Consider the following 20,487-nt stretch of genomic DNA (forward strand, 5'->3'; position numbering starts at 1 on the left):
AGGTTCTTGGCCTCAAAAAAACAGATAAATCGCAAAAGCAGTTTTCCATCTTCATTCATTGTAGAAGCGGAAGATGTGCTCAAGCTGATATTTTTAAGGCTGCAAGGATATCAGAAACTGGTCGAACCTTTCACTTTAAATTGAACACGAAAACATCAATTTCACCAAACTTCAATCATATATCTAATAATTAAAGAGAAAATGCTGTGCCGCAAAAAACACTTCATGGTCTTAAACGGATTAAAAACGCTACCCGATACTCATTTCAGGGTTTAAAAGCTGCGTTTCAAAATGAGCCTGCTTTTAGAGAGGAGGTTGTTCTTGCAGCAGTGATGATTCCCATCGCTTGTTGGCTAGACGTGACTCAAATCGATCGAATTTTACTGATTGTGACAGTCGTACTGGTGCTGATTGCTGAACTGTTTAACAGTGCTATTGAAGCCGTCGTTGATCGCATTGGTGAAGAGCAGCATGAGTTGGCCGGTAGAGCCAAAGATATTGGATCTGCTGCCGTCATGATCACTATGTTATTGACAGGTTACGTGTGGCTGGAAGTATTGTTTTTGTAGTCAAAAGTTTAACTCTATCAAAAAACCAGCAATTGGCTTTTCATTTAAACCATTACTGGATATACTCACAGTTAACTGTATAAAAAGACAGGTGACTTATGAAGCCGTTAACGCCACGCCAGCAACAAGTATTTGATCTGATAAAAAGTAAAATTGATGACACAGGCATGCCTCCTACGCGTGCTGAAATCGCTCGTGAACTGGGCTTTCGTTCTGCTAATGCCGCAGAAGAGCATTTAAAAGCTCTAGCACGTAAGCAAGCCATTGAAATTATTCCCGGCGCATCGCGTGGAATCCGCATTTTACTAGAAGAGTCTGCCAATGATGATGGCCTGCCTTTGATCGGTCAGGTTGCTGCAGGTGAGCCAATTCTGGCTCAGGAGCATGTTGAAGCTCATTATCAGGTAGATCCGGCCATGTTCAAGCCTCAAGCTGATTTCTTATTGCGCGTCAATGGCGAGAGTATGAAAGATATCGGTATTATGGACGGTGATCTGCTCGCAGTGCATAAAACTCAAGACGTTCATGACGGTCAGGTGGTGGTTGCTCGTGTTGATGACGATGTGACGGTTAAGCGTTTAGAGCGTAAAGGTTCGACTGTTTTACTGCACGCAGAGAATGAAGAGTTTGAACCCATTAAGGTTGACTTGTCATGTCAGCACCTAGCGATTGAAGGTTTAGCGGTAGGAATCATCCGCAATACTGATTGGATGTAGCCACTGTTTCTAGAAGTGGTATTGAATGGCTTCTGACGTCAGCGAGCATGTTCGCTGACGTTATGTTGTTATTTCAGTCTATTAACTTATGGGTCGAGCTCTTTTTAATTGAGATCTATTCTCAATTACTTGTTTTTGTAATTGATATTCATTATCATCTTATTTCTGGTATGGAAGGAAGATGATCATGGCCGCTAAGCAAAAAGCTTCAACACATCGCTATCAAATCCCGGCCAATTTGTTGCAGCCTCTCTGGCTTCGCAGCCGAGAAAGCTTGGTCGATAACGGCTTGGTTTATGACCCAATCGCGGCCAATGCTTGTCAACGCTGTCAACTCGCACCAGAGTGCCTCTCTGGAGACATCGATCAGAAACAGCTTCTTCATGCCACCTTGACTCAAATCTGTGATGAGCAGGTGAATCATTTCATTTCACGTAACCCTGATGGGTGGATCATCAATGTTGGCGCTGGCCTTGATACGCGTTTCTATCGAGTCGACAATGGCCGCTGTCACTGGCTCGAGTTGGATGTGACAGAAAACCTCCTTTGGCGTCAGAAACTATTCCATAAAAGTGAACGTTACCAACATATGTGTGGCAATGTTGATGATTTGTCATGGCTGGATAACTTACCTGTTCCGGAAAAGGCTCCGGTACTGGTTGTCTGTGAACACGCTTTATTGGATTGCAGTGAAAAACAAGTTGGCAAGTTTATTCAGGCCCTTGGTTGCCATTTTGATTCAGCGAGAGCTTGTGTTGTTCTAGCGGGAGATCTCGCGGCAAGCAAGCTTGGAAAGAAAATGGGGGCAGGACGTTATAATCATGGCTACGTGTCACCAGGGGATGCAACCCTTAATTATCTGCCATGGGCGCGATGGGCAAAGACTTTCTCTCCTCTAGACAAACATTGCGGGCGTTGGAAACTATGGCAACGTTGGCTCACTAAGTTCACTTCTTTGAAACACAGACTCACTCCGGTAGTGGTTCAGCTTCGCTGGTAATCCGGTTACACTTTGTACTCTTCTTTCATGATGAGTGCGAACGTGCAATTGCTTCAAACCCTATCCAATAAAGCGCTACATAAGCAGGTTCTACTGCTGGCGATCCCCATGGTTCTATCGAACATAACCGTACCTTTACTCGGCTTAGTTGATGCGGCGGTTATTGGCCACCTTGAACATGCTTGGTATCTGGGCGGAGTCGCCCTTGGCAGTACCATGATCAGCGTAACTTTCTGGCTACTGGGTTTTTTGCGGATGTCGACCACTGGACTGGCGGCGCAGTCGTATGGTGCTCAAAATGGTAAACAACTTGCCTTAGTATTCACTCAGGGTGTGGCGATGGCTTTGGTTTTTTCATTGTTGTTTCTCCTATTCCATCAAGCGATTGCCAATCTGGTGTTTTCGCTGAGTAGTGCGAGTGATGAAGTCAAATTTTATGGTTCGCAGTATTTTGCCATTCGCGCCTGGAGCGCTCCCGCGGCCTTGGTTAACTTTGTTGTATTGGGCTGGTTGCTAGGAACTCAGAACGCACGTGCGCCGATGTGGATGGTGATCATTGCAAACGTTGCCAATATCGTTCTCGATGTGCTGCTTGTGATTGGCTTTGGCTGGAAAGTGGAAGGGGTTGCACTCGCGTCGGTGATTGCTGATTACAGTGGTATGAGCTTTGGCCTATGGTGTGTTTGGCGCACTTGGCTTAAAAAACATTTACCCTCGATTACTTCATTATTCAAAGACACTACCCATGGATTAAGCCGTTTTGTAAAGCTAAACCGTGATATTTTTCTACGTTCTTTGTGTTTGCAAGCGACCTTTACTTTTATGACGTTTCAAGGCGCGAACTTCGGAGATGATATCGTTGCTGCTAATGCGGTGCTCATGAGTTTTCTAATGATCATTTCCTACGGTATGGACGGATTCGCCTATGCCATGGAGGCTATGGTGGGTAAAGCGATAGGGGCTAAAGATAAACAACAGCTCAGCGCGTCATTGGTGGGGACGTTCTTCTGGAGCCTCATCATCTGTCTGGGTTTGACTGCGGTGTTTGCTTTTGGCGGATCGTCATTGATCAACCTGATCACCGATATTCCGACAGTGCATGATACCGCGCAGATATATCTTCCTTGGCTGGTGGCGATGCCTTTAGTCTCAATGTGGTGTTTCTTATTGGATGGCATATTCATTGGGGCAACGAAAGGGAGAGAAATGCGCAACAGTATGTTTTTCGCCATGTGTGGTTTCTTTGGGGTGTTTTTCGCCTTGGCCAGTTTCGGTAATCATGCGTTGTGGCTGGCTATGTTGAGCTTTATGGGGATGCGTGGTGTGACACTGGCGGTGATTTTTTATCAGCAGTGGCGTAAACAGCAATTTTTGAGCGCTTAACACAACTAAAAAGCCGCAGCGATGACTGCGGCTTTGTTATCGCTCGACTTAAAATAAGCGATTAAGGCCATTCAGCGCTGCTACGCGGTATGCCTCGGCCATGGTCGGATAGTTGAATGTGGTATTGACGAAGTATTCTATCGTATTGGCTTCGCCTTTTTGCTCCATGATCGCTTGTCCGATATGGATGATTTCTGCCGCACGCTCACCAAAGCAATGAATACCAAGTATCTCTTTGGTTTCGCGGTGGAAGAGAATCTTCAAGCTGCCGATATCTTTACCTGCAATCTGAGCACGAGCTAAATGCTTAAACGAAGAACGACCCACTTCATAAGGGACTTTTGCCGCCGTCAGCTCTTGCTCTGTCTTACCTACGGAGCTGATTTCCGGAATGGTATAAATACCAGTCGGGATATCTTCAATCAGATTGCCATCGGCCTGACCTTTATTAATCGCCTGTGCCACATATCGACCTTGGTCATAAGCAGCGCTGGCTAGGCTAGGGTAGCCAATAACATCGCCGACGGCGTAGATATGGTCGACTGCCGTCTGGTAGTTGCTGTCAACGGACAACTGGCCACGAGAGTCAGCGTTCAACCCCACTGCAGACAGGTTGAGTTTGTCGGTGTTACCCGTGCGGCCATTGGCGTAAAGAATACAATCGGCACGCATTTTTTTGCCTGATTCGAGATGGACAATGACGCCATCCTCTGTGCCTTCAATTTTCTCATAAGTTTCGTCGTTGCGGATCACAACACCACTGTTCCAGAAGTGATAAGACAAGGCGTCTGATACTTCATTATCAAGGAAAGACAGCAGTCTGTCTCGAGTGTTGATTAAGTCCGTTTTTACGCCTAAACCGCGGAAGATTGATGCATATTCACAACCGATCACACCGGCGCCGTAAATGATGATATGACGTGGGTCATGCTCCAAGCTGAGAATAGAATCGCTGTCATAGATACGTTCATGCAGAAAATCGACATCATCCGGCTGATATGGGCGCGAGCCCGTTGCAATCACAAATCGGTCAGCACTGTATAGTTCTTCGGTGCCATCTGCTTGCGTAACGGCAATGGTATACTTGTCAGTGAAGCGTGCTGTGCCGAAAATCAAAGAACATTGATTACGATCGTAAAAACCTTGTCTCAGGCGAGTCTGCTTATCAATTACAGATTTGGCATGGCCCAAGATATTGGAGAACGTCGAGTGTAAGCTGGTATTGTTATGGCAAAACAGCGGGTTATTGTTGAATTCAATGATACGGCTGACCGCATGACGCAGCGCTTTAGAAGGGATGGTGCCCCAGTGGGTACAACCGCCACCGACGCTGCTCTCTTTTTCTACTATGGCGACATTGAGTCCCGCTTTGGTTAGTCCCATTGCTGCCCCCTCACCGCCAGGGCCACTACCAATAACGATCACGTCAAAGTGGTTACTTTCCGCCATAACTTTTCCTTTGTTATATTGTCTTAACATTGCTTTAGCGAGATTTTAACTGATTTCACGATAGAGCACTAGAGAGTGGAAGCGATCACGCAGAATGTTTCATATCTGGTATTTGTGCGGTGATAGGTCTCTAAACCAAAGTTAAGTGATTGAAAAAGAAATCAGGCTGAGTTTAATTGTCACGCGGTAGTCAAAGGTTACGATTTTGGCTTATGTCCTTAAGGTAATCGTTGTATATTAACTGTGACTAAACAAATAAATAGAAAATAGATGAAATCCATGGGAATCCGTGCACAGCAAAAAGAAAAAACGCGTCGGTCATTAATTGATGCTGCGTTTAGCCAGCTTAGTGCTGACCGAAGCTTTTCGAACTTGAGTTTACGAGAAGTAGCCCGGGAAGCAGGGATTGCTCCAACCTCATTCTACCGCCATTTCAAAGATATGGATGAGCTGGGGTTGACCATGGTTGACGAAGGCGGCTTGCTGCTTCGTCAGTTGATGCGCCAGGCACGACAGCGAATCGTCAAAGAGGGGAGTGTGATTCGCACTTCTATCGAGACGTTTATGGAGTTCATTGAAAACAACCCCAATGTGTTTCGACTACTATTGCGAGAACGTTCGGGTACATCGTTTGACTTTCGTACTGCTGTCGCGAGAGAAATTCAACATTTTGCCGCTGAACTGACAGAGTATTTGATCAGTACAGGAATGACGCGCGATGAGGCCTATACACAGGCCGAAGCTTCTGTCACCTTGGTATTTAGCTCAGGCGCAGAGGCGCTGGATTTAAATCGACGCGAGCGAGATGAGCTTGCGGAACGATTGATTATGCAATTGCGAATGATAGCCAAAGGGGCTTTATGGTATCGCAAAGAACGTGAACGTAACCGTAACCGATTAAAAGGTGGGATTGATTAATGTCGAATGAAGTAAAACAAGTTAATCGTGGTTCTGAGAAGAAGACGCTAGTGCTTGCATTGATTGCTGGCATGTGTGGAGACGCCTTATTGTCATGGTTGACAATGAGTGAAGTTTCTTTCTCTATTTTTCCACTGATTGCGCTTGTACTGTCTGTACAGGCGCTGTACCAAGAATATCTACGTAACCCTGTCTCTGAAGACATTCCGCTGGTTGGTCTAGCGTGTTTCTTCGTTGGCGCTTTTGGTCATTCTGCTTTTGTTAAAGCGCAGCACCCAGATGCGGGGTCTAACTTCTTTGCCATCATAGTATCACTGTTACTTTTACTATGGATTGGTAAGAAACTCGGTTTTATTAACCGCTCAGCTAGTGCTGAGTAGCCTGAACCTAAATATAAAAAAACGAGCCATTTGGCTCGTTTTTTTATATTTGCTTGTCAACTTATGCTTTGCGTTCCAGTAGGACACCCGCTTCCATATGATGGGTAAATGGAGCCTTTAGTCCGCCAAAGTCTACAGAGTTATATTTTTTAATCTTAAGGTCATGATTTATATTATTTTTGTGATCTTGTTGTCCGTTGAAGTCTAAAACCGTACAATAGAAACTCGATGTTTCCCGCACCCCACGCCGTACCCAGAGCCGTCCCCCAAAATGCAGAGGTTTTCCAACGATGACGAAACGAATCAGTACCAATACCACGTTGCAAGCATTGAAGCCACAGGATAAGGAATACTCGATCCCTGATAAGAAGGTCGAAGGATTGAACATTCGAGTTCGTCCAACAGGCACAATGACTTGGATCTTTCGTTTTCAAGTAGGTAAGAAACACGAAAAAATCTCTATGGGTCGATACATTAAGATCAAACCAGAGCGTGGGATGACATTGGATCAGGCGCGAAAGGAAGCTGGCCGTTATCGAAGTTGGCTGGAGAATGGTAAGAACCCAAAGGTTGAATTGGATATAGAGAAACGAGCGCAAGATGAAGCGAAGACCTTTGATGATGCGTTTATTAGCTTCGATGAGAAACGGCTTTCAAAACAGCTAAGGGGTGACCAGTCGAGGACTATTTACAATCGAGATATCAAGCCAATTCTCGGTAACATCAAATTGGCAGATTTAAGCATATATGATCTCAATAGAGTCTTTGATGCGAAGGTTGATAAAGATGGTAAGCGTATGGCGGGGGCTATTGGGGTTTGCCATAAAATCATTAATCAAGTGATTAACCATGCCCTAGCACTAAATATGCTTGATACTCATCCTGCACCACAACTGAAAGCAAAAGACGTTGGCGGTGGCTCTAAAGTCACAAAACGTAATTTAAGCTTTTCAGAGTTAAAGATTCTGTTAACGATTATGCCGTCATGGCGTACAGATCCCTCGAACATCCGTTTAATGCAGTTCTTACTTGGTTGTGGACAGCGTATAAGTGCCGTACTTGAAATGCGTTGGAGTGAGTTAGATTTTGATGAGGGAATTTGGCTATTACCAGCCAGCTCAGAAGAGCGACACACTAAAAGCCAAGATGCACGCAAAGTGCCTTTAAGTGGCTACTTGCTTGCACTTCTAAAAGAGCAGCGAGACAGTGTGCCAAGTAAGTGGAAGTTGGTATGGCCTCAGCTAACGGTCGATAAAGTACAAGAACCTGCGGCAGTACGAGCCTTGATCAAACGTAATATACCTGCCGATTTTGAGCGCTTTTCACCTCATGACTTGCGCCGTACCTTTATCAGCCGTTGTAGTGAAATGGGGTTAGATATCGTAGCGATTGAAAAGACAGTCGGTCACCAGCTGCCAGGTATGCTCAGAGTCTATAACCATCATGATTATATCGATGAGCAGTTGAAGGTATTGGATACATGGGGTAATAAGCTGCAATCGTTGATGCAAGCCAACGTGCATCCATTGCCCTCTGCAAAGATGGCTTAACTTACATACCATAGAGTAAGTGTTGTGTTTCAGTAATAGTGCGTACCCTTTTAATTCGTTGGCATGGATAACCGTTTGCGTAGATTAGCAGTAGTGGTTGCTATTACTATCAGATAGGGAGGATCTTAACCCCTCATGTGCAGGTAGTGTTATACTTGTGGCTGTTCCTTGTCTTGGCTAGCTAAGTTCTGTCCAGTATTTTCACAGTGACTTCGTAACTCAAAAGTGCCCCAAAGTAATTCACTGTAAATACTCATGCACTGTCTATTATTACGACTTTTCCCTACCAGAAGTAATACGAAGATTACCAATCTAGGGGGTATTAAAGGTTACTATGAACAAGTGGGGGCGATTCGTTCGGTCTTGAAGTACCACGGTGGTGGGAATCATCAGTAGTTACAACTCTGATAACAAAATAGTTCTAGGCATTAACTACTAGCTACGCTCGTCTTTTACTTCACCATATATACTTGATTCGAGAGAGTAGTGCTCTTTGTGAATAGCAAATCAAAGTCAGCCATTTTCATTGCTTTCATTGCTTTCATTGTTTTTATGATGAAGATCTTGTATTTAGCTCAACAAAATTGACTTAGCCATTTTGCCTAAAGATCAAGTAATTTTTTTTTGTTTATGGTTACGAATAGACCGATCTAAAAACGGCAATTTATTGCAATCTTAGTAGCTCTAAGCTCATCGGTTAGCAGATACTTACAGTTTTTTTTAATTTTGTTAGTTATCCACAAGTCATCCAAGAACTGAAACTTGCAATGAATTTTCGATAGCACTATCTTGAACATGGCTCAACGCTAAACACAACATGTAGTATTCTTGTTGTGGGTAACTTTATTCACAGAGGAGAAATTATTGGTGGTACATTTATAAGCAAAACCCCTAAACCAAGCTAAGGCTTAGATTAGGGGAAAGAGTATTAATTTGGTTTCGGAGGAAACTAATAAGTATACAACTTTTTTGGGTAGTGTCTTAAAAGAGTATACACAGTTAGTCACCTCTGCAACCTGCGAATTCGTACAGTGTGATACAAGGAAACAGCTATGAACACTAAACAAACTACGAAACAGGTTGCCTCTCTAGCGGCAGCAACGTTGCAGAATCCATCTGCATCTAAAACGGCTAAATCACTGGCAGGTTCGGTGTTAGCTCAGTCTTCTTCACAGAAACAGACTGGTGGAGATCTTGAAGAAAAGGCTTCAAAAGTCTTGAGAAGCAGTAAGTATAGTGAAGACACCAAATCACTTGCTGGCTCAGTTCTATCACAGTCCAATAGAAAGAGATGAGGAATAACTTTATGTCAAGATGCACAGCACCAGTTAGAGGACATAGCTCAGCAGCAGCCGCTGCAAACTGTCCTGCATGTCGTTACAAAAGTCGTGGATACAGTAGCTATTACAGTAGTTATAGCTCTCCATACTCATCTCATAGTTCTTTAAGTAGCAGCGGTAGTTATTCCAGCAAATCTAAACCTCGTTGGTCTAAATCTAGTTCTTCAGTGTCATATACTTCCGCGCAAATCGTAAATTTAACACCTATACGTGAAGCGGTTGAGTCTCGTGTAGCCATTCAACCAGACTTACGTGATGTTTTTTTATGTCATGCATGGGCTGATCGTAAAGAGTCAGCGAAAGAGTTACATGATTTGCTCGAAACGGCGGGTGTTAAAGTTTGGTTTAGTGAAAAAGATCTTGGCTTGGGTGTGCCTATGATGCGCGCAATAGATAAAGGTTTAGCAAACTCTAAAGTTGGGCTTGTTTTGGTTACTCCTGCAATGTTAGAGCGTCTGCCAAAAGAGAGCGTTGCTGATAAAGAGCTGTCTGCATTACTAGCAGGCAATCAGATCGTACCTATCGTACACAATACAACTTATGAAGCTCTACGCAATGTGAGTCCTCTGCTTGCATCTAGATCTGGTTTAGACACTTCGGAAGACTCGATGTCAGTGATTGCAGAGAAGATAGCAGAGTTAGTTGACGTATAACTCTCTATGCATATGTTGATAATTGGCGGCTTTTGTCGCCTTTTATTTAAGTTGATCCAGCAACTTCTGACACTGAATTTTCTATACTTAAAGTTATCCGTACTCTACTAATTTAGTTAAGTCGGTAACTCACTTCTGTCCAACAGTGAGCTAGCTGCCGTGGCTGGCTCAGATCCGCTCTGAAGTTACCTTTATTTCCAACTTGCTGATATTTAATGATAAACTAAATTTTATTATTTTGGTGTTCGGAGTGTCGTTGCAGTTAGGTAAACCGCTTTTCCGCATACCTGTGGCCAAATCGTATGATTACTTCTAGTTGGAGAAAACGCTCTACGGTGTTTCTGATGTTCTTAGCAATATCTACGCACCTCGATAATTTCGACGCCCCGCATCGTAATATTTGGGTGACAGTCTTCGTCCTGAAGAACTAATCTTCATTGATTTTTAGGTAGGTATTTACAGCAACGTAGAAGAATATTAGGAACGTGCTAAAGAAAGTATTGATGATTGAACCGCCAATGATCAATGAATCTTCAATGGTGAATATAGGGTCTAGTAATCCAACATTGATTAGCCATGAATACGAAATTTGTACAACAACAAGTACAAAAGATAGTTTGTACAACAGCACTGCAATGCAAACCGTCATTTCATTGTTTATGTTTCCTAGCACAAATAGTACAGCTAAAGGGATGAGTAGTAGCACCAAATCCATTATCACCAAAACAGACCTCAATTTATTCTTATATGTTATAAATTAGTATACGCAAACGCGCACTTATGTCCTTTTAATTTTACTCGACGCTCTTGTGAGCTTAACCATTTATAATTCTAAAATAGAGCATCACACGCGGATGATTTTAATTATTCCACTAGAAGCATCCAGTTCGATCAAATCCCATCCTTGGTAGTTTTAGTTGCGTTGTGAACACTATGATGAGTACTCTTCTTGCAGCTCTAGATGACATTCACTCTAAAACCTTAAAAATCTGCTGTAAAACGATAGGAGGTATTGGTTCCTCGCTATTCACGATGAAGTTCTTTAAGTCCAGTCGTAGATTGCTCAAACTTTGCAAAAATTGGAAATAGCGCTTCTCAGGAGGCTCTTGCGATTGATGCTCAGAACTCTGTTTTTGCTTTTTCTCTGACTTTTCCTCGAGCTTTTTAGGGGGCAAAAATTGTGACGAAAAAGCCTCTGTTACCTGTATAAAAGTGCCAAGACTTAACTTCCCTCGTTTGGCTTTTTCTGTGTGTCGTACCACATAACCGAGTTGCTCAAGTCGTTTTAAAGTATCTGATACTCGGCGAACACTCATTCCCAATACGATCGCAATCTTGGTTTGGCTTATCCCTAAACCATGGGTATTGCGATCAATATTTTTGGCTAAAAACGAGCAAACCAGAATCAATGCTTCCGCAGCATCATAATGCAGTTCGAGTTCGCTTTTCCAAAAGGTGTTGATAATGTTTGTTCGATTAATCTCTCTTTCAGAATAGGTTTCTGTCGGCACATGGCTTCTTGAAATTGAAGAATACGGTAGCAGAATAATCCGCTTTTGGTTTTTTAGAAATGGGTGCTCTTTGAATAGGCGAGTCTCATTGAGTTGCTTCATGGTTTGAGCTTCTTCTAGCTCTTTCATGAGATTGACTCTCTTTCTATCATCTGGCCGAAGAAGTGTCGAAACCAGTTTTTCTTCTCCTTCATGGTAAAGATAACAGTTCCCTTTAACATCGAAAGAGTTAATAAAATTGATGATTTCCACTTTAGCGTTCGGGTCGAGTGTTGGTTTTTCCTTCATGGTTGCTACTTCTGATGAATTGACTTCATCTTTGTCAGTATGTGTCATGTTTTCACTTACCTCTAGTTTTAAATAGTCGTAATCCGATGATATATGGTTGTTTTATTAAAGTTTAATTTTCACTTTTTATGTGAGTAAACTCCAGAAGAAAAAATGCATGAACCATGATTTTTGATAAAAAATGAAGGTTGCTGGATGGATTTTGCCGATGTGAAGGTTTAGTAATCACCTAAAAACAGTGGGGGAGTAAATCGAGGTGGATCGGTAATTAATAATATATATACCTACCCATCTACTAACCTAATCCCACACCTCATCCAACTACCTCATCACTCGATATCTTGGTAGGGGAACCCATCCCCTACCCGAAAAATAACGTCACTCTCAGTACCTATGTCATTAACAATACATAGGTCACCATCATGTCTAAGAATCTAACCATCACACACGAATCCACTTTCAACGGAAACAAGATATACATCGACAAGGAGGGTTTGGTCGTTGAATACCTAGAAGGGATCGGATCAGTCCTTGAGAAAGCTCTAGAGCAATATGCGAGACTTTTTATCGTTCGAGTGGACCTCAACTTACCAACAGACTTTAGAGGGGATGATTCAGCAGTGATGACTCGTTTCTTTCGATCTCTGAAATCTCAGATAGCGGCATATCGAAGACGTAGTGCTCGGTTAAATGACAAACCCTATCGTGAAACCACCATTCGGTATGTATGGGCTAAAGAGTGTGATACCTCATCAAGTAGCCACTACCACGTTGCGCTTATCTTTGACAGAAACGTCTTTCGTTCTCTGGGGGACTTTGGTGAATATCAGCAAAGTTTGGCTAACCGTATCCGTAATGCTTGGAAGCGCTCTGTGGATGCTATCTACTCAGGCAAAAAGAAACCAGCTATCCATTTCTCCAAACAAGGCCAGTATCACTTGCTACGTAACTCTGAGGAGTTTGAGGCGGTGTTTCAGTCCGTCTTTTATCGACTAAGCTACCTAGCGAAGAGAAGAACGAAGCATTTTGGAAAACGTATGAACAACTTCGACCATAGCCGTAAGTAGCTAAAAAATACGTTGGAAGCAGTTCCTGTGGGATTAATAACAAACCATAGGAACTCATCATGCCAAATCAATTCAAGATGGCTCTTCAAAGAGCTCACACGTCTAAATACCTCACCATCACCCATGACCGAACGTTTAATGGAAAACCACTCTACTACCACAAGGGTGGTCTTGTCCTTGAGTACTTGGAGGGAATCGACCGAGTGCTGACTGAAGCGCTATGCCAATACCCTAAACTTTGTGTCGCTCATTTTAATGTACGTCTACCAAGTGACTTTGATGGAAACCATTCTGAGGTATTCAGTCGATTCTTTCGTACCTTGAAGTTGGAAACCAATGAGTTGTGCCTAATGAAGTACCGACGTAGGCCTCACCAATATCACCAAACGGTCATTCGCCATGTTTGGTTCAAGGCGTGTGAGTCCACCAGCCAGTATCACCTTGTCTTACTCTTTGATAAACGGCTGTATCTTTGTTTAGGCAAAAGTGGGGATGGGAGGAGTCGCTACCTGTCTAGAGTCCGAAAGGTATGGGATAGAGCCGTTGAAGAAGACTACGGTAGAAGATGTTCAGGACTGGCGTATTCCGCTACTGATGACGTGTACGAACTTCTGAAAGGGGATGAAGCGTTCCCATTGCAGTTAAATGAACTCTTCTATCGGATCAGTCGTCTCGCGAAGCCCGTCTCCCCAAACAACGAGAACCGCAGCATGAGTTTTGGTTGCAGTCACGACGCACCTTAAAAAATACAGCGCGAGTAATACCTATGTCATTCACACACTCAGAGGTATTACTCATGCCTAACAATACTTACCTTCCCAACATTACTCATTCAAAAACGTTTAACGACTACCCCGTATTTTTCAGTGATAAGGGGCTATACGAATCGGCCTTAACCAGAATGACGGAAGTCTTTGAACAGGCAACGGAGGCGTTTGACGCGGCTTTGGCAACGCGTTTGGATTTGTTTCTACCAGAAGATCATCAAGATACCGACCTCAGCATCATTAACGATTACTTTAAGCTGCTTAAAGAAAAGCTCGATACGGAGTCTGTGTTCTACGTATGGCGCAAGCGAGAGGACAAGGTGCCATCCCACAACTATCGCGTGATGCTGTTTACTGACTACAGCCAGCATTTTGGCCCCGCCATTTGCTGGGAAAAACGCAACGAATTGGTTGAGCACCTTAAAGAGGCTTGGCAAGAAGCGATAGAGAAGCACTACAGCGGCAAAGCGCGCTCATTAGTGTTTCTCAATGACCGAGGCAACTATGGCTTAGGGACACGCTGTAGGGAGCAGGACAAGAACATCAAGCGTTGTGTCTTTCATCGCATGAGCAGTCTTGCTGAAGCATGGAATGAGCAGCGTTACTTCTTTGGCTCTAGTTCAGAGTAGAGCGACTGCACTTTTTTACAGTGGCGGCTTATCACATGGGTATATACAAAGCAGGAGACGATTCCCAGTGAAAATGAGATTTCTACGAATCCAAGACGTGATGTCACTAACAGGGCTAGGCCGTTCCACTATTTATAAGTTCATGGCCGATGAAACCGACTTCCCAAAGAGTGTGCCACTCGGTGGACGAGCAGTGGCTTGGGTAGAAAGTGAAATCGAGGAATGGATGGAGCAACGTCTAGCACTGCGAGACAACCAACAACCCATTCAGTAATACAAACATCAACGGGGCGCTGGCTAAGTAAAGTCATGCGCCCTTTTTCAATGAGAGAGAGAGATAAAAAATGAGTTATTCAATTTACGTAGACGGCGCAGCACCAAACAACCAACACGGATGTACACGAGGGGGCATTGGGCTGGTGGTTATGGATGAAGACAATGAGATTGTTCATGAAGAGAGCTTCACCATCAATCGAAAAACTGACAGTGCTGAGCTTGAGCTACTGGCCTTAATCGAAGCCTTGGAATACGCAGAGGATGAGGATGTCATCTATTCGGACAGTGATTATTGTGTAAAAGGTTTCAACATCTGGATGGACGATTGGAAAGACCGAGGTTGGCGACGCTCGGATAAGAAACCCGTCAAAAACCGCCAACTCTGGCAGCAAGTGGACGAGTTGAGTTCTAGGAAGTATGTCGAGGTATTTAAGGTTAAAGCACACTCTGGTATCGAAGGGAATGAGAGAGCTGATTTGTTAGCGGTTGAAGCCGCTACCCTATAACAACCAATGAAACGCAGCTTGTGGGATGTACTCCACAAGCTGCTATTCTCATTTGTCTTTAGGATTGATGGTGTCGATGGTTTCTCTTAACGTGCGGGTATTTCCTGACGACCTAATGACTCCTAATGCCCAATGAAAAGATTAAAGTACCCATCATCAAACTGGGTAACCCGTTTCTGCCTTCACCTGATGAAGTCTCAGAATTTCTGGGGCTCCCCGTTTCTCCAAGAGAAAAAATAAAGTGGTTAAACGCGTCAGTGGTAAAGAGTAACCTACCGACAGACCGCACATTGGATAACATCAGTAAGGGGGGAATTCGCTGGGCATCGATACGTCAGTTTGCTTGGCAATTGGCGAAGGTGTTTATTCGAAAGGGATTGGCTTTCAAAGTTTCTCTCCCAGAGGGAAGGGTCCACACAGCAGATTTGTCCGTTTGGTGGTCTCACATTCTTAAAGGGTTTCAACAAGGACTGTCTTCGGCTTCTAGTGAATTGAATATAAGGCCTTTAGTTAGCTATATCGATAGGCGCTGCGCCGCGTATCAAGGACAGTTGGCCTTTATACTGGGTGCTCCCGATATTAATGAGTGCAACCAAAGTGAGTTAATCTCAGGCTATTACCTGCCCGTTCTTGATTTTACGTTGCTCAGTGAGCAAGAAAAGGTTCTTGTGAAAAGCTGGCTCAAATCACCAAGTGAATCTGCCTCACAAGAAACTGAGCAGGCCATGCTTTGTTTCAAGCATGATTTCTGGTTGTCTTTAATGTCGGTCATTGATGCGATGTTTATTGAAAGCTGGGCCAAACACAATACAGACTACACGCCTAGCGCCTCTGCAAGGCAATACGGAGTCTTCGGGCAGGTCTTTAAAAGAGAAGAGAGCACATTTCTTGGCAAGTTTTTTGGTCTATTAAAAGAGGTGACTAATCAAAAAAACGCACAGTTGTGTGAGTGTGTTGTCTTGCCTTTTAGTGAGCATGAGCGAAATGGAGAGCTCAAGAACAAGGTTCAAAAAGAGCGTTTTAAAGAGTGGCGTAGCGGAAAAAGCCTTCCTTCTGTAAAAGCCTTGGGTGCATTTTTTGACAACATGGAAGCTGGGCGACAAGGTGCGGACTTGTTGATATACGCACTGTTTATGAGAGCGCTTGATAAGGAGGGTTGCTGTGCGTTACCGGATATCTATACGACAAATCGTTACCAGCGTTACTACCAACATCATGCATACTAGGCTGCACTAAAGCAGCCTAGGTCCGCTTTTACTTTTTGCTTGGTGGGTTATTGGTGCGACCTCCACCTGATGGATTTGAGGTGCCGTTTTTAGTCGGCCATAGCGGGGCGTTGTTTCCTGATTGTTGTTTATTTCCCATGGATTGATCCTTTTCGTTGAGGTTGCTGACGGATATTCGTCGACAACCATCATGCATGAATATGGAGAGTCATAGGGAGGGGGGAAAGAGCGAAAGTTACTGGGAGTGACTAAGTGCTTTTTCGTTGATCTCTAATGTAGATGTGTACCGCCCCCGCTTGAGTCTGCCTTCTGTCTATTTCAAACAGCTCGGTCGCCTCAATGAGCTGGCTCAGAGTGTTGAAGCCGTAGTTTTTTGAACTGAAGTCCGGGTATTGTCTTTTGATTAGGCCACCACATTGGCCCAGAAAAGACCAGCCGTCCTCGTCTTGGTATTCACTGGCAGCGCCTCGTAGGATATTCAACAGCTTCGTATCACCTCGTAGTTTATTGCGAGTCTCGCGAGGCTCTACTTTCTTGGGTTTTTCTGAAATGACGGCAGTGACTTCTTCTTTTGGAGCGTATCGCTCTTTAAGGACTTCAGTGTAAATAAAGTCATCACAAGCATTACGAAAGGCGAGTGGTGTTTTCTTCTCACCGACACCAAAGACATAAATTTGAGACTCTTTGAGGCGTGAAGCCAACTTGGTGAAATCACTGTCGCTACTGATGAGAGCAAAAGCGTCATACTTATTTGAGTAGAGTAAATCCATGGCATCAATGATCATGGCAGCATCAGAGGAGTTTTTGCCTTGCGTGTACGAAAATTGCTGAATTGGATTAATTGCCAACTCATTGAGTGGTTGTTTCCAGTTCTTTAAACATTCAGAACTCCAGTCTCCATACGCTTTTTTAACCAGAATATGCCCGTGTTTGGAGAGCTCTTTGAGCACAAAATCTAAAACTGCATATTGTGCGTTTTCTGCGTCGATTAAAACGGCAATTTTCTTTTCAGAGTCTATATCAATCAAATCCATGTCCTTATGAGCAATCGGTGCATTAAAGATGAGAACACTTAGGTGTGATTCAATGATGCGGCGTGTAAGGCTGGGAAGCAACAAGTGCAGATACAGAGTTACCTATTTGAGTATCGATACACGTAAAGAGATAAAACCTATTGATGAGTGAGTTACTAACGTAAGGGGCTGAAGGAACAACGGTCACACTCTAGCGCATTGCTGAGAACAAATAGAGGTTATCAGCCCAGCTCCCTCTATGGATTGAGTAGAATATGTCTCATTAAAAAGTGGCGGTGGAATTAACAGTGAGTTATAGAGTGGTACGGCTAACGGAGCTGATGACGCATGAGCTCGGTCAAGTCGAAGGGGATATAGAAAGGTTAACGGAAAGGGCACTGAGCTCTGCAATCCCTCATGGGATGAGTTTCTCTCGCTTTATGGACAAACTCAAAAGTGGTGAATTGGCCTTGTTGACGGACACTCCATCTAAGCCAGTGATGCTTAGAAATGGAATGGGTAAATCGTGGAGTTTGTCTACTGAAGGGCAAGAGGCCTTATCGCCAGAGGCAAAAAATGCCTTTCTCTCTAGAGCGAAGATATCTCGTGGAGCGGTAACTAGAGCAGCGTCAAGTCAAAGTCGTGCGGCATACGCTCCAAGCATCGAAGATACCTATGTCCCTGAGCCCATCAAGCCTGATACTTCTGATGCTCCACCCCAGCTCAATTATGAATATTGCTTTGAAATTGCGTGCTCTGAGGACACATTCAAAAAAAGCGTGGGCTGTGCGTTTCAACTGGGCAAGACCAAACAAGAAGCTATGATTGGTCGCTGGCAAACTGAGCCCACGGAACACGGTACTAAGTACATTGCTCACACGGCCTTTGATGAGCCGAAAAAATTGTTTGCGAAAGTGGCGGACAGTTCAATGGGCATCAACGTACCTGACAGCGTGCAAGTGAAACCAATAGGCTCCGGTGTCGTGGAAGAAGCGTTTATCCCAGTCGTCCCATCGGTGCAGCTAGGAGAGCGATTAGGACTGCCAACAGAAGGTTACTATTACCACTTTCATAACGACCGATTAGTGCAAGAGTACAAGCTGCTGGGTGAAGGCAAGTGGGCGTTTTACGCTACATGTTCCACGCATGAGCAACTGAATGATGAGCAAGGCTACAACCGACTGCAAAGTGCTATCTTAGTGTACTGGAAACTCGCAGGACAAGACGTTGAAAACCAGAGCCTTGTTTACCTTGAACAGCAAATCACCCGAGAAGAGATCGATAACCTCAATGACGACTGGGTGGCTCAGCACGGTATCAAGCTTGATATCAGTGAGCTTCTTGCAGCACCAAAACAATCTATCGTTAAACGGCCAGTAGCAAACTCTGCGGAGACGATAAAGTCAGACAAAGAAACCGCATTGCCGCCGCTGCCACCTTGTACCTATAGCTGTATTGCGAACACCCATTACGACTATTCAGATATATTCATTGCAGAAACCCAGTTCAAAACGATCAATAGTGATCGTTTATTTGGGAAAGAACTTCCTGTCACGAACTTAGCCACAATCACAACGGCTTCAAGAGCCACTGATTATGGTAAAGCAGCACTACTTGCTATTCCCGCGAAATCTGCGGTGACGAACCTTGGGATTCTGAGTACCAATACGGCCAATACAATTGGGACATGGTCGATTTCAGGAGAAGCGCTAGCGGGCTTTGCTCGAATGGGCGGTTTTCTAGTTGCCGCCTTATGGCCTTCTCAGCTTGGTGATGGAACCTTAGAAGGTAATTCTGACGTCTCTACGAATGATACCACTACGATGCGCGTACGTTTCAATATGTACACGGACGAAAATGGCAAACAACAAGTGGTTGGTATCAAAACGGGTGAAGGCAGTCCATATGGTGATCTAGTGGCTAAGCGTCAGGCAGTGCAACAAGGACAAAACTTTGTTGCGGAGTTAGACAGTGGTATTACTATAACGTGGACGCCCGATGGTTCAACAGATGTGCTGACACCCGATACAGTATTACCCGAAAATGATCAGCTTGATGTTCACAATATCTGGGTACGCCCGATTGAAGAACACGAACAAGAGATAGGCACGGTTCTCTATCCAGAGGAAGATCTTGCTGAGTATATAGTGACTTTCCCTGCTGATGCGGGACTGTCGCCCTTGTACTTAGTATTTAATAAGCGTAGTGCCGGAATTACTAAGGTAAAACCATTGGAAGTGGGCACTTACGGAGACTTAGCGCCAAGAAGCAAAAAGGATGGAATGGATATAGATCACATTCCATCTCAAGCTGCGTTAAGAAGAGCACTAGAAAGTGCATTAGGTCAAACTCTTACTAAAGAGCAAGAGCGTGAGTTAATTAATAGTGCTGCTGGTATTGCTATACCTCAGGAAGTGCATCGAAAATGTAGTGAAACATATGGCGGTAGAAATCAAGCCTATAAGCAGCAAGTTGATGCTGGTGATTTAGAGGCGGCAGTAAATTCGAATTTTGATGCTATCAAAGGGTGTTTGAAAAACGAAGGTTATACTGAGCAAGAGCTAGAGAATGCTAGAGCTCAACTGCATGAAATTAACACAAAAAATGGTTGGTACTAAATGATGACTTACAGGGATTTTCTGGGGAAGAAGTACGATGCTTTACTAAAGCAGTCAGCCTTCTTATCTCTGATTGGAGGCAATGTGCCTGAAGTGTTGAACTCTAAAAGTGATGCCTTCTATATATGTGTTGACTCTTCTGGCGTAGAGCTCAGGTTTGATCGTCAAACTTCTGAGTTAACCACTATTGTAGTGACTAAGCCCGCTTTTTATGAGGGATCGCTTAATTTATTAACTAAACGTATTCAGGTTAGGAATGCCCTTGGTCTTCCATCAAATGAACGCCCTGAGAAAAGCATTCCTGTTCTTGGAAAAGTTGGGGCGATGGATGAGTATATTGATGAGCGAGGGTTCTCTACACAGGTAGTGTATAGAGTCGGAACTGATGATGTGGAGAGAGTGCATTATCAAAGAAAGTAGACTGGAGGCTAGAGGGCGGAGAGGGTTACTTTGAACAGTGAGTTGCCGATTTTGTACGGGCTCAACAGTGATTACATGATCTTATCAACAATGCTGGAGATAGAAGATTCATCAGAAGCAAGTATTGAAGAGTTAAGTCGCTTTTTAACAGATAACATATACTTTCAATCTGATGCATTGAGACAAAAAAGAATGGGGAGCGTAATTG

At 43.9% G+C, this 20,487-nt stretch carries 21 protein-coding genes; 17 read left to right on the top strand and 4 right to left on the bottom strand.

Annotation, left to right across the window (positions count from 1 at the left end):
• Positions 1-206: 206 nt before the first annotated feature.
• The 4 genes from TW84_RS10855 to dinF all read left to right on the top strand — a co-directional run bounded on the left by TW84_RS10855 (position 207) and on the right by dinF (position 3,668).
• Complete coding sequence (locus TW84_RS10855; protein WP_045975678.1) at positions 207-569, top strand: diacylglycerol kinase; 363 nt, start codon at positions 207-209, stop codon at positions 567-569.
• Between the two features lie 98 nt (positions 570-667).
• Complete coding sequence (gene lexA, locus TW84_RS10860) at positions 668-1,285, top strand: transcriptional repressor LexA (protein ID WP_045975679.1); 618 nt, start codon at positions 668-670, stop codon at positions 1,283-1,285.
• A 187-nt stretch (positions 1,286-1,472) separates the two neighbouring features.
• Entirely contained in the window at positions 1,473-2,285 is an 813-nt protein-coding gene (locus TW84_RS10870) for a class I SAM-dependent methyltransferase (RefSeq protein ID WP_045975681.1), read from the top strand.
• Between the two features lie 27 nt (positions 2,286-2,312).
• Positions 2,313-3,668 carry an MATE family efflux transporter DinF gene (gene dinF / locus TW84_RS10875; protein WP_045975682.1) on the top strand — a complete coding sequence of 452 codons (1,356 nt, stop codon included), beginning with the start codon at positions 2,313-2,315 and terminating at the stop codon, positions 3,666-3,668.
• 48 nt (positions 3,669-3,716) lie between these two features.
• On the opposite strand, the gene sthA is transcribed toward dinF, so the two are convergent.
• Entirely contained in the window at positions 3,717-5,147 is a 1,431-nt protein-coding gene (gene sthA, locus TW84_RS10880) for a Si-specific NAD(P)(+) transhydrogenase (RefSeq protein WP_084720214.1), read from the bottom strand.
• Between the two features lie 240 nt (positions 5,148-5,387).
• Between sthA and fabR the strand changes: the two genes are divergently transcribed.
• The 5 genes from fabR to TW84_RS10905 all read left to right on the top strand — a co-directional run bounded on the left by fabR (position 5,388) and on the right by TW84_RS10905 (position 9,958).
• Positions 5,388-6,035 carry an HTH-type transcriptional repressor FabR gene (gene fabR, locus TW84_RS10885; protein ID WP_045975684.1) on the top strand — a complete coding sequence of 216 codons (648 nt, stop codon included), beginning with the start codon at positions 5,388-5,390 and terminating at the stop codon, positions 6,033-6,035.
• The gene (locus TW84_RS10890) at positions 6,035-6,415 is read left to right on the top strand and encodes a YijD family membrane protein (RefSeq protein ID WP_045975685.1); all 381 of its coding nucleotides are present in this window, start codon (positions 6,035-6,037) and stop codon (positions 6,413-6,415) included. Before fabR ends, TW84_RS10890 begins: the two co-directional genes overlap by 1 nt.
• Positions 6,416-6,705: 290 nt before the next feature.
• The gene (locus TW84_RS10895; RefSeq protein ID WP_006957286.1) at positions 6,706-7,965 is read left to right on the top strand and encodes a tyrosine-type recombinase/integrase; all 1,260 of its coding nucleotides are present in this window, start codon (positions 6,706-6,708) and stop codon (positions 7,963-7,965) included.
• 1,052 nt (positions 7,966-9,017) lie between these two features.
• Entirely contained in the window at positions 9,018-9,260 is a 243-nt protein-coding gene (locus TW84_RS10900) for a hypothetical protein (RefSeq protein WP_006957284.1), read from the top strand.
• 11 nt (positions 9,261-9,271) lie between these two features.
• The gene (locus TW84_RS10905; protein WP_006957282.1) at positions 9,272-9,958 is read left to right on the top strand and encodes a toll/interleukin-1 receptor domain-containing protein; all 687 of its coding nucleotides are present in this window, start codon (positions 9,272-9,274) and stop codon (positions 9,956-9,958) included.
• 427 nt (positions 9,959-10,385) lie between these two features.
• Here TW84_RS10905 and TW84_RS10910 read toward each other — a convergent pair whose 3' ends face one another.
• Complete coding sequence (locus TW84_RS10910; RefSeq protein ID WP_006957280.1) at positions 10,386-10,673, bottom strand: hypothetical protein; 288 nt, start codon at positions 10,671-10,673, stop codon at positions 10,386-10,388.
• A gap of 253 nt (positions 10,674-10,926) precedes the next feature.
• A complete protein-coding gene (locus TW84_RS10915; protein WP_006957279.1) occupies positions 10,927-11,805 on the bottom strand; it encodes a hypothetical protein in 879 nt (292 codons plus the stop codon).
• 374 nt (positions 11,806-12,179) lie between these two features.
• On the opposite strand from TW84_RS10915, the gene TW84_RS10920 reads away from it, so the two are divergent.
• From TW84_RS10920 to TW84_RS10945, 6 genes are all read left to right on the top strand, one after another.
• Positions 12,180-12,824 (top strand): inovirus Gp2 family protein, encoded by a 645-nt coding sequence (locus tag TW84_RS10920; RefSeq protein ID WP_006957277.1) that lies wholly within the window; start codon positions 12,180-12,182, stop codon positions 12,822-12,824.
• Positions 12,825-12,883: 59 nt separating this feature from the next.
• A complete protein-coding gene (locus TW84_RS10925; protein ID WP_006957275.1) occupies positions 12,884-13,567 on the top strand; it encodes a YagK/YfjJ domain-containing protein in 684 nt (227 codons plus the stop codon).
• A 53-nt stretch (positions 13,568-13,620) separates the two neighbouring features.
• Complete coding sequence (locus tag TW84_RS10930; RefSeq protein WP_006957273.1) at positions 13,621-14,220, top strand: inovirus Gp2 family protein; 600 nt, start codon at positions 13,621-13,623, stop codon at positions 14,218-14,220.
• A gap of 73 nt (positions 14,221-14,293) precedes the next feature.
• Positions 14,294-14,494, top strand: a complete 201-nt coding sequence (locus tag TW84_RS10935) for an AlpA family transcriptional regulator (protein WP_039951113.1) — start codon at positions 14,294-14,296, stop codon at positions 14,492-14,494.
• 70 nt (positions 14,495-14,564) lie between these two features.
• The gene (locus TW84_RS10940; protein ID WP_006957269.1) at positions 14,565-15,002 is read left to right on the top strand and encodes a ribonuclease HI; all 438 of its coding nucleotides are present in this window, start codon (positions 14,565-14,567) and stop codon (positions 15,000-15,002) included.
• A gap of 125 nt (positions 15,003-15,127) precedes the next feature.
• Positions 15,128-16,228 carry a hypothetical protein gene (locus tag TW84_RS10945; protein ID WP_006957266.1) on the top strand — a complete coding sequence of 367 codons (1,101 nt, stop codon included), beginning with the start codon at positions 15,128-15,130 and terminating at the stop codon, positions 16,226-16,228.
• Positions 16,229-16,476: 248 nt separating this feature from the next.
• Here TW84_RS10945 and TW84_RS10950 read toward each other — a convergent pair whose 3' ends face one another.
• Positions 16,477-17,256, bottom strand: a complete 780-nt coding sequence (locus TW84_RS10950) for an NYN domain-containing protein (protein ID WP_006957264.1) — start codon at positions 17,254-17,256, stop codon at positions 16,477-16,479.
• A gap of 281 nt (positions 17,257-17,537) precedes the next feature.
• Here TW84_RS10950 and TW84_RS10955 point away from each other — a divergent pair, with 281 nt between their 5' ends.
• A complete protein-coding gene (locus tag TW84_RS10955; RefSeq protein WP_045975691.1) occupies positions 17,538-19,859 on the top strand; it encodes an S-type pyocin domain-containing protein in 2,322 nt (773 codons plus the stop codon).
• Positions 19,860-20,279, top strand: coding sequence for a hypothetical protein (locus TW84_RS10960; RefSeq protein WP_236612147.1), 420 nt, complete (start codon positions 19,860-19,862; stop codon positions 20,277-20,279).
• The last annotated feature ends 208 nt before the right edge of the window (positions 20,280-20,487 follow it).

Source organism: Vibrio neptunius, from assembly GCF_000967495.1.
Lineage (GTDB): Bacteria > Pseudomonadota > Gammaproteobacteria > Enterobacterales > Vibrionaceae > Vibrio > Vibrio neptunius.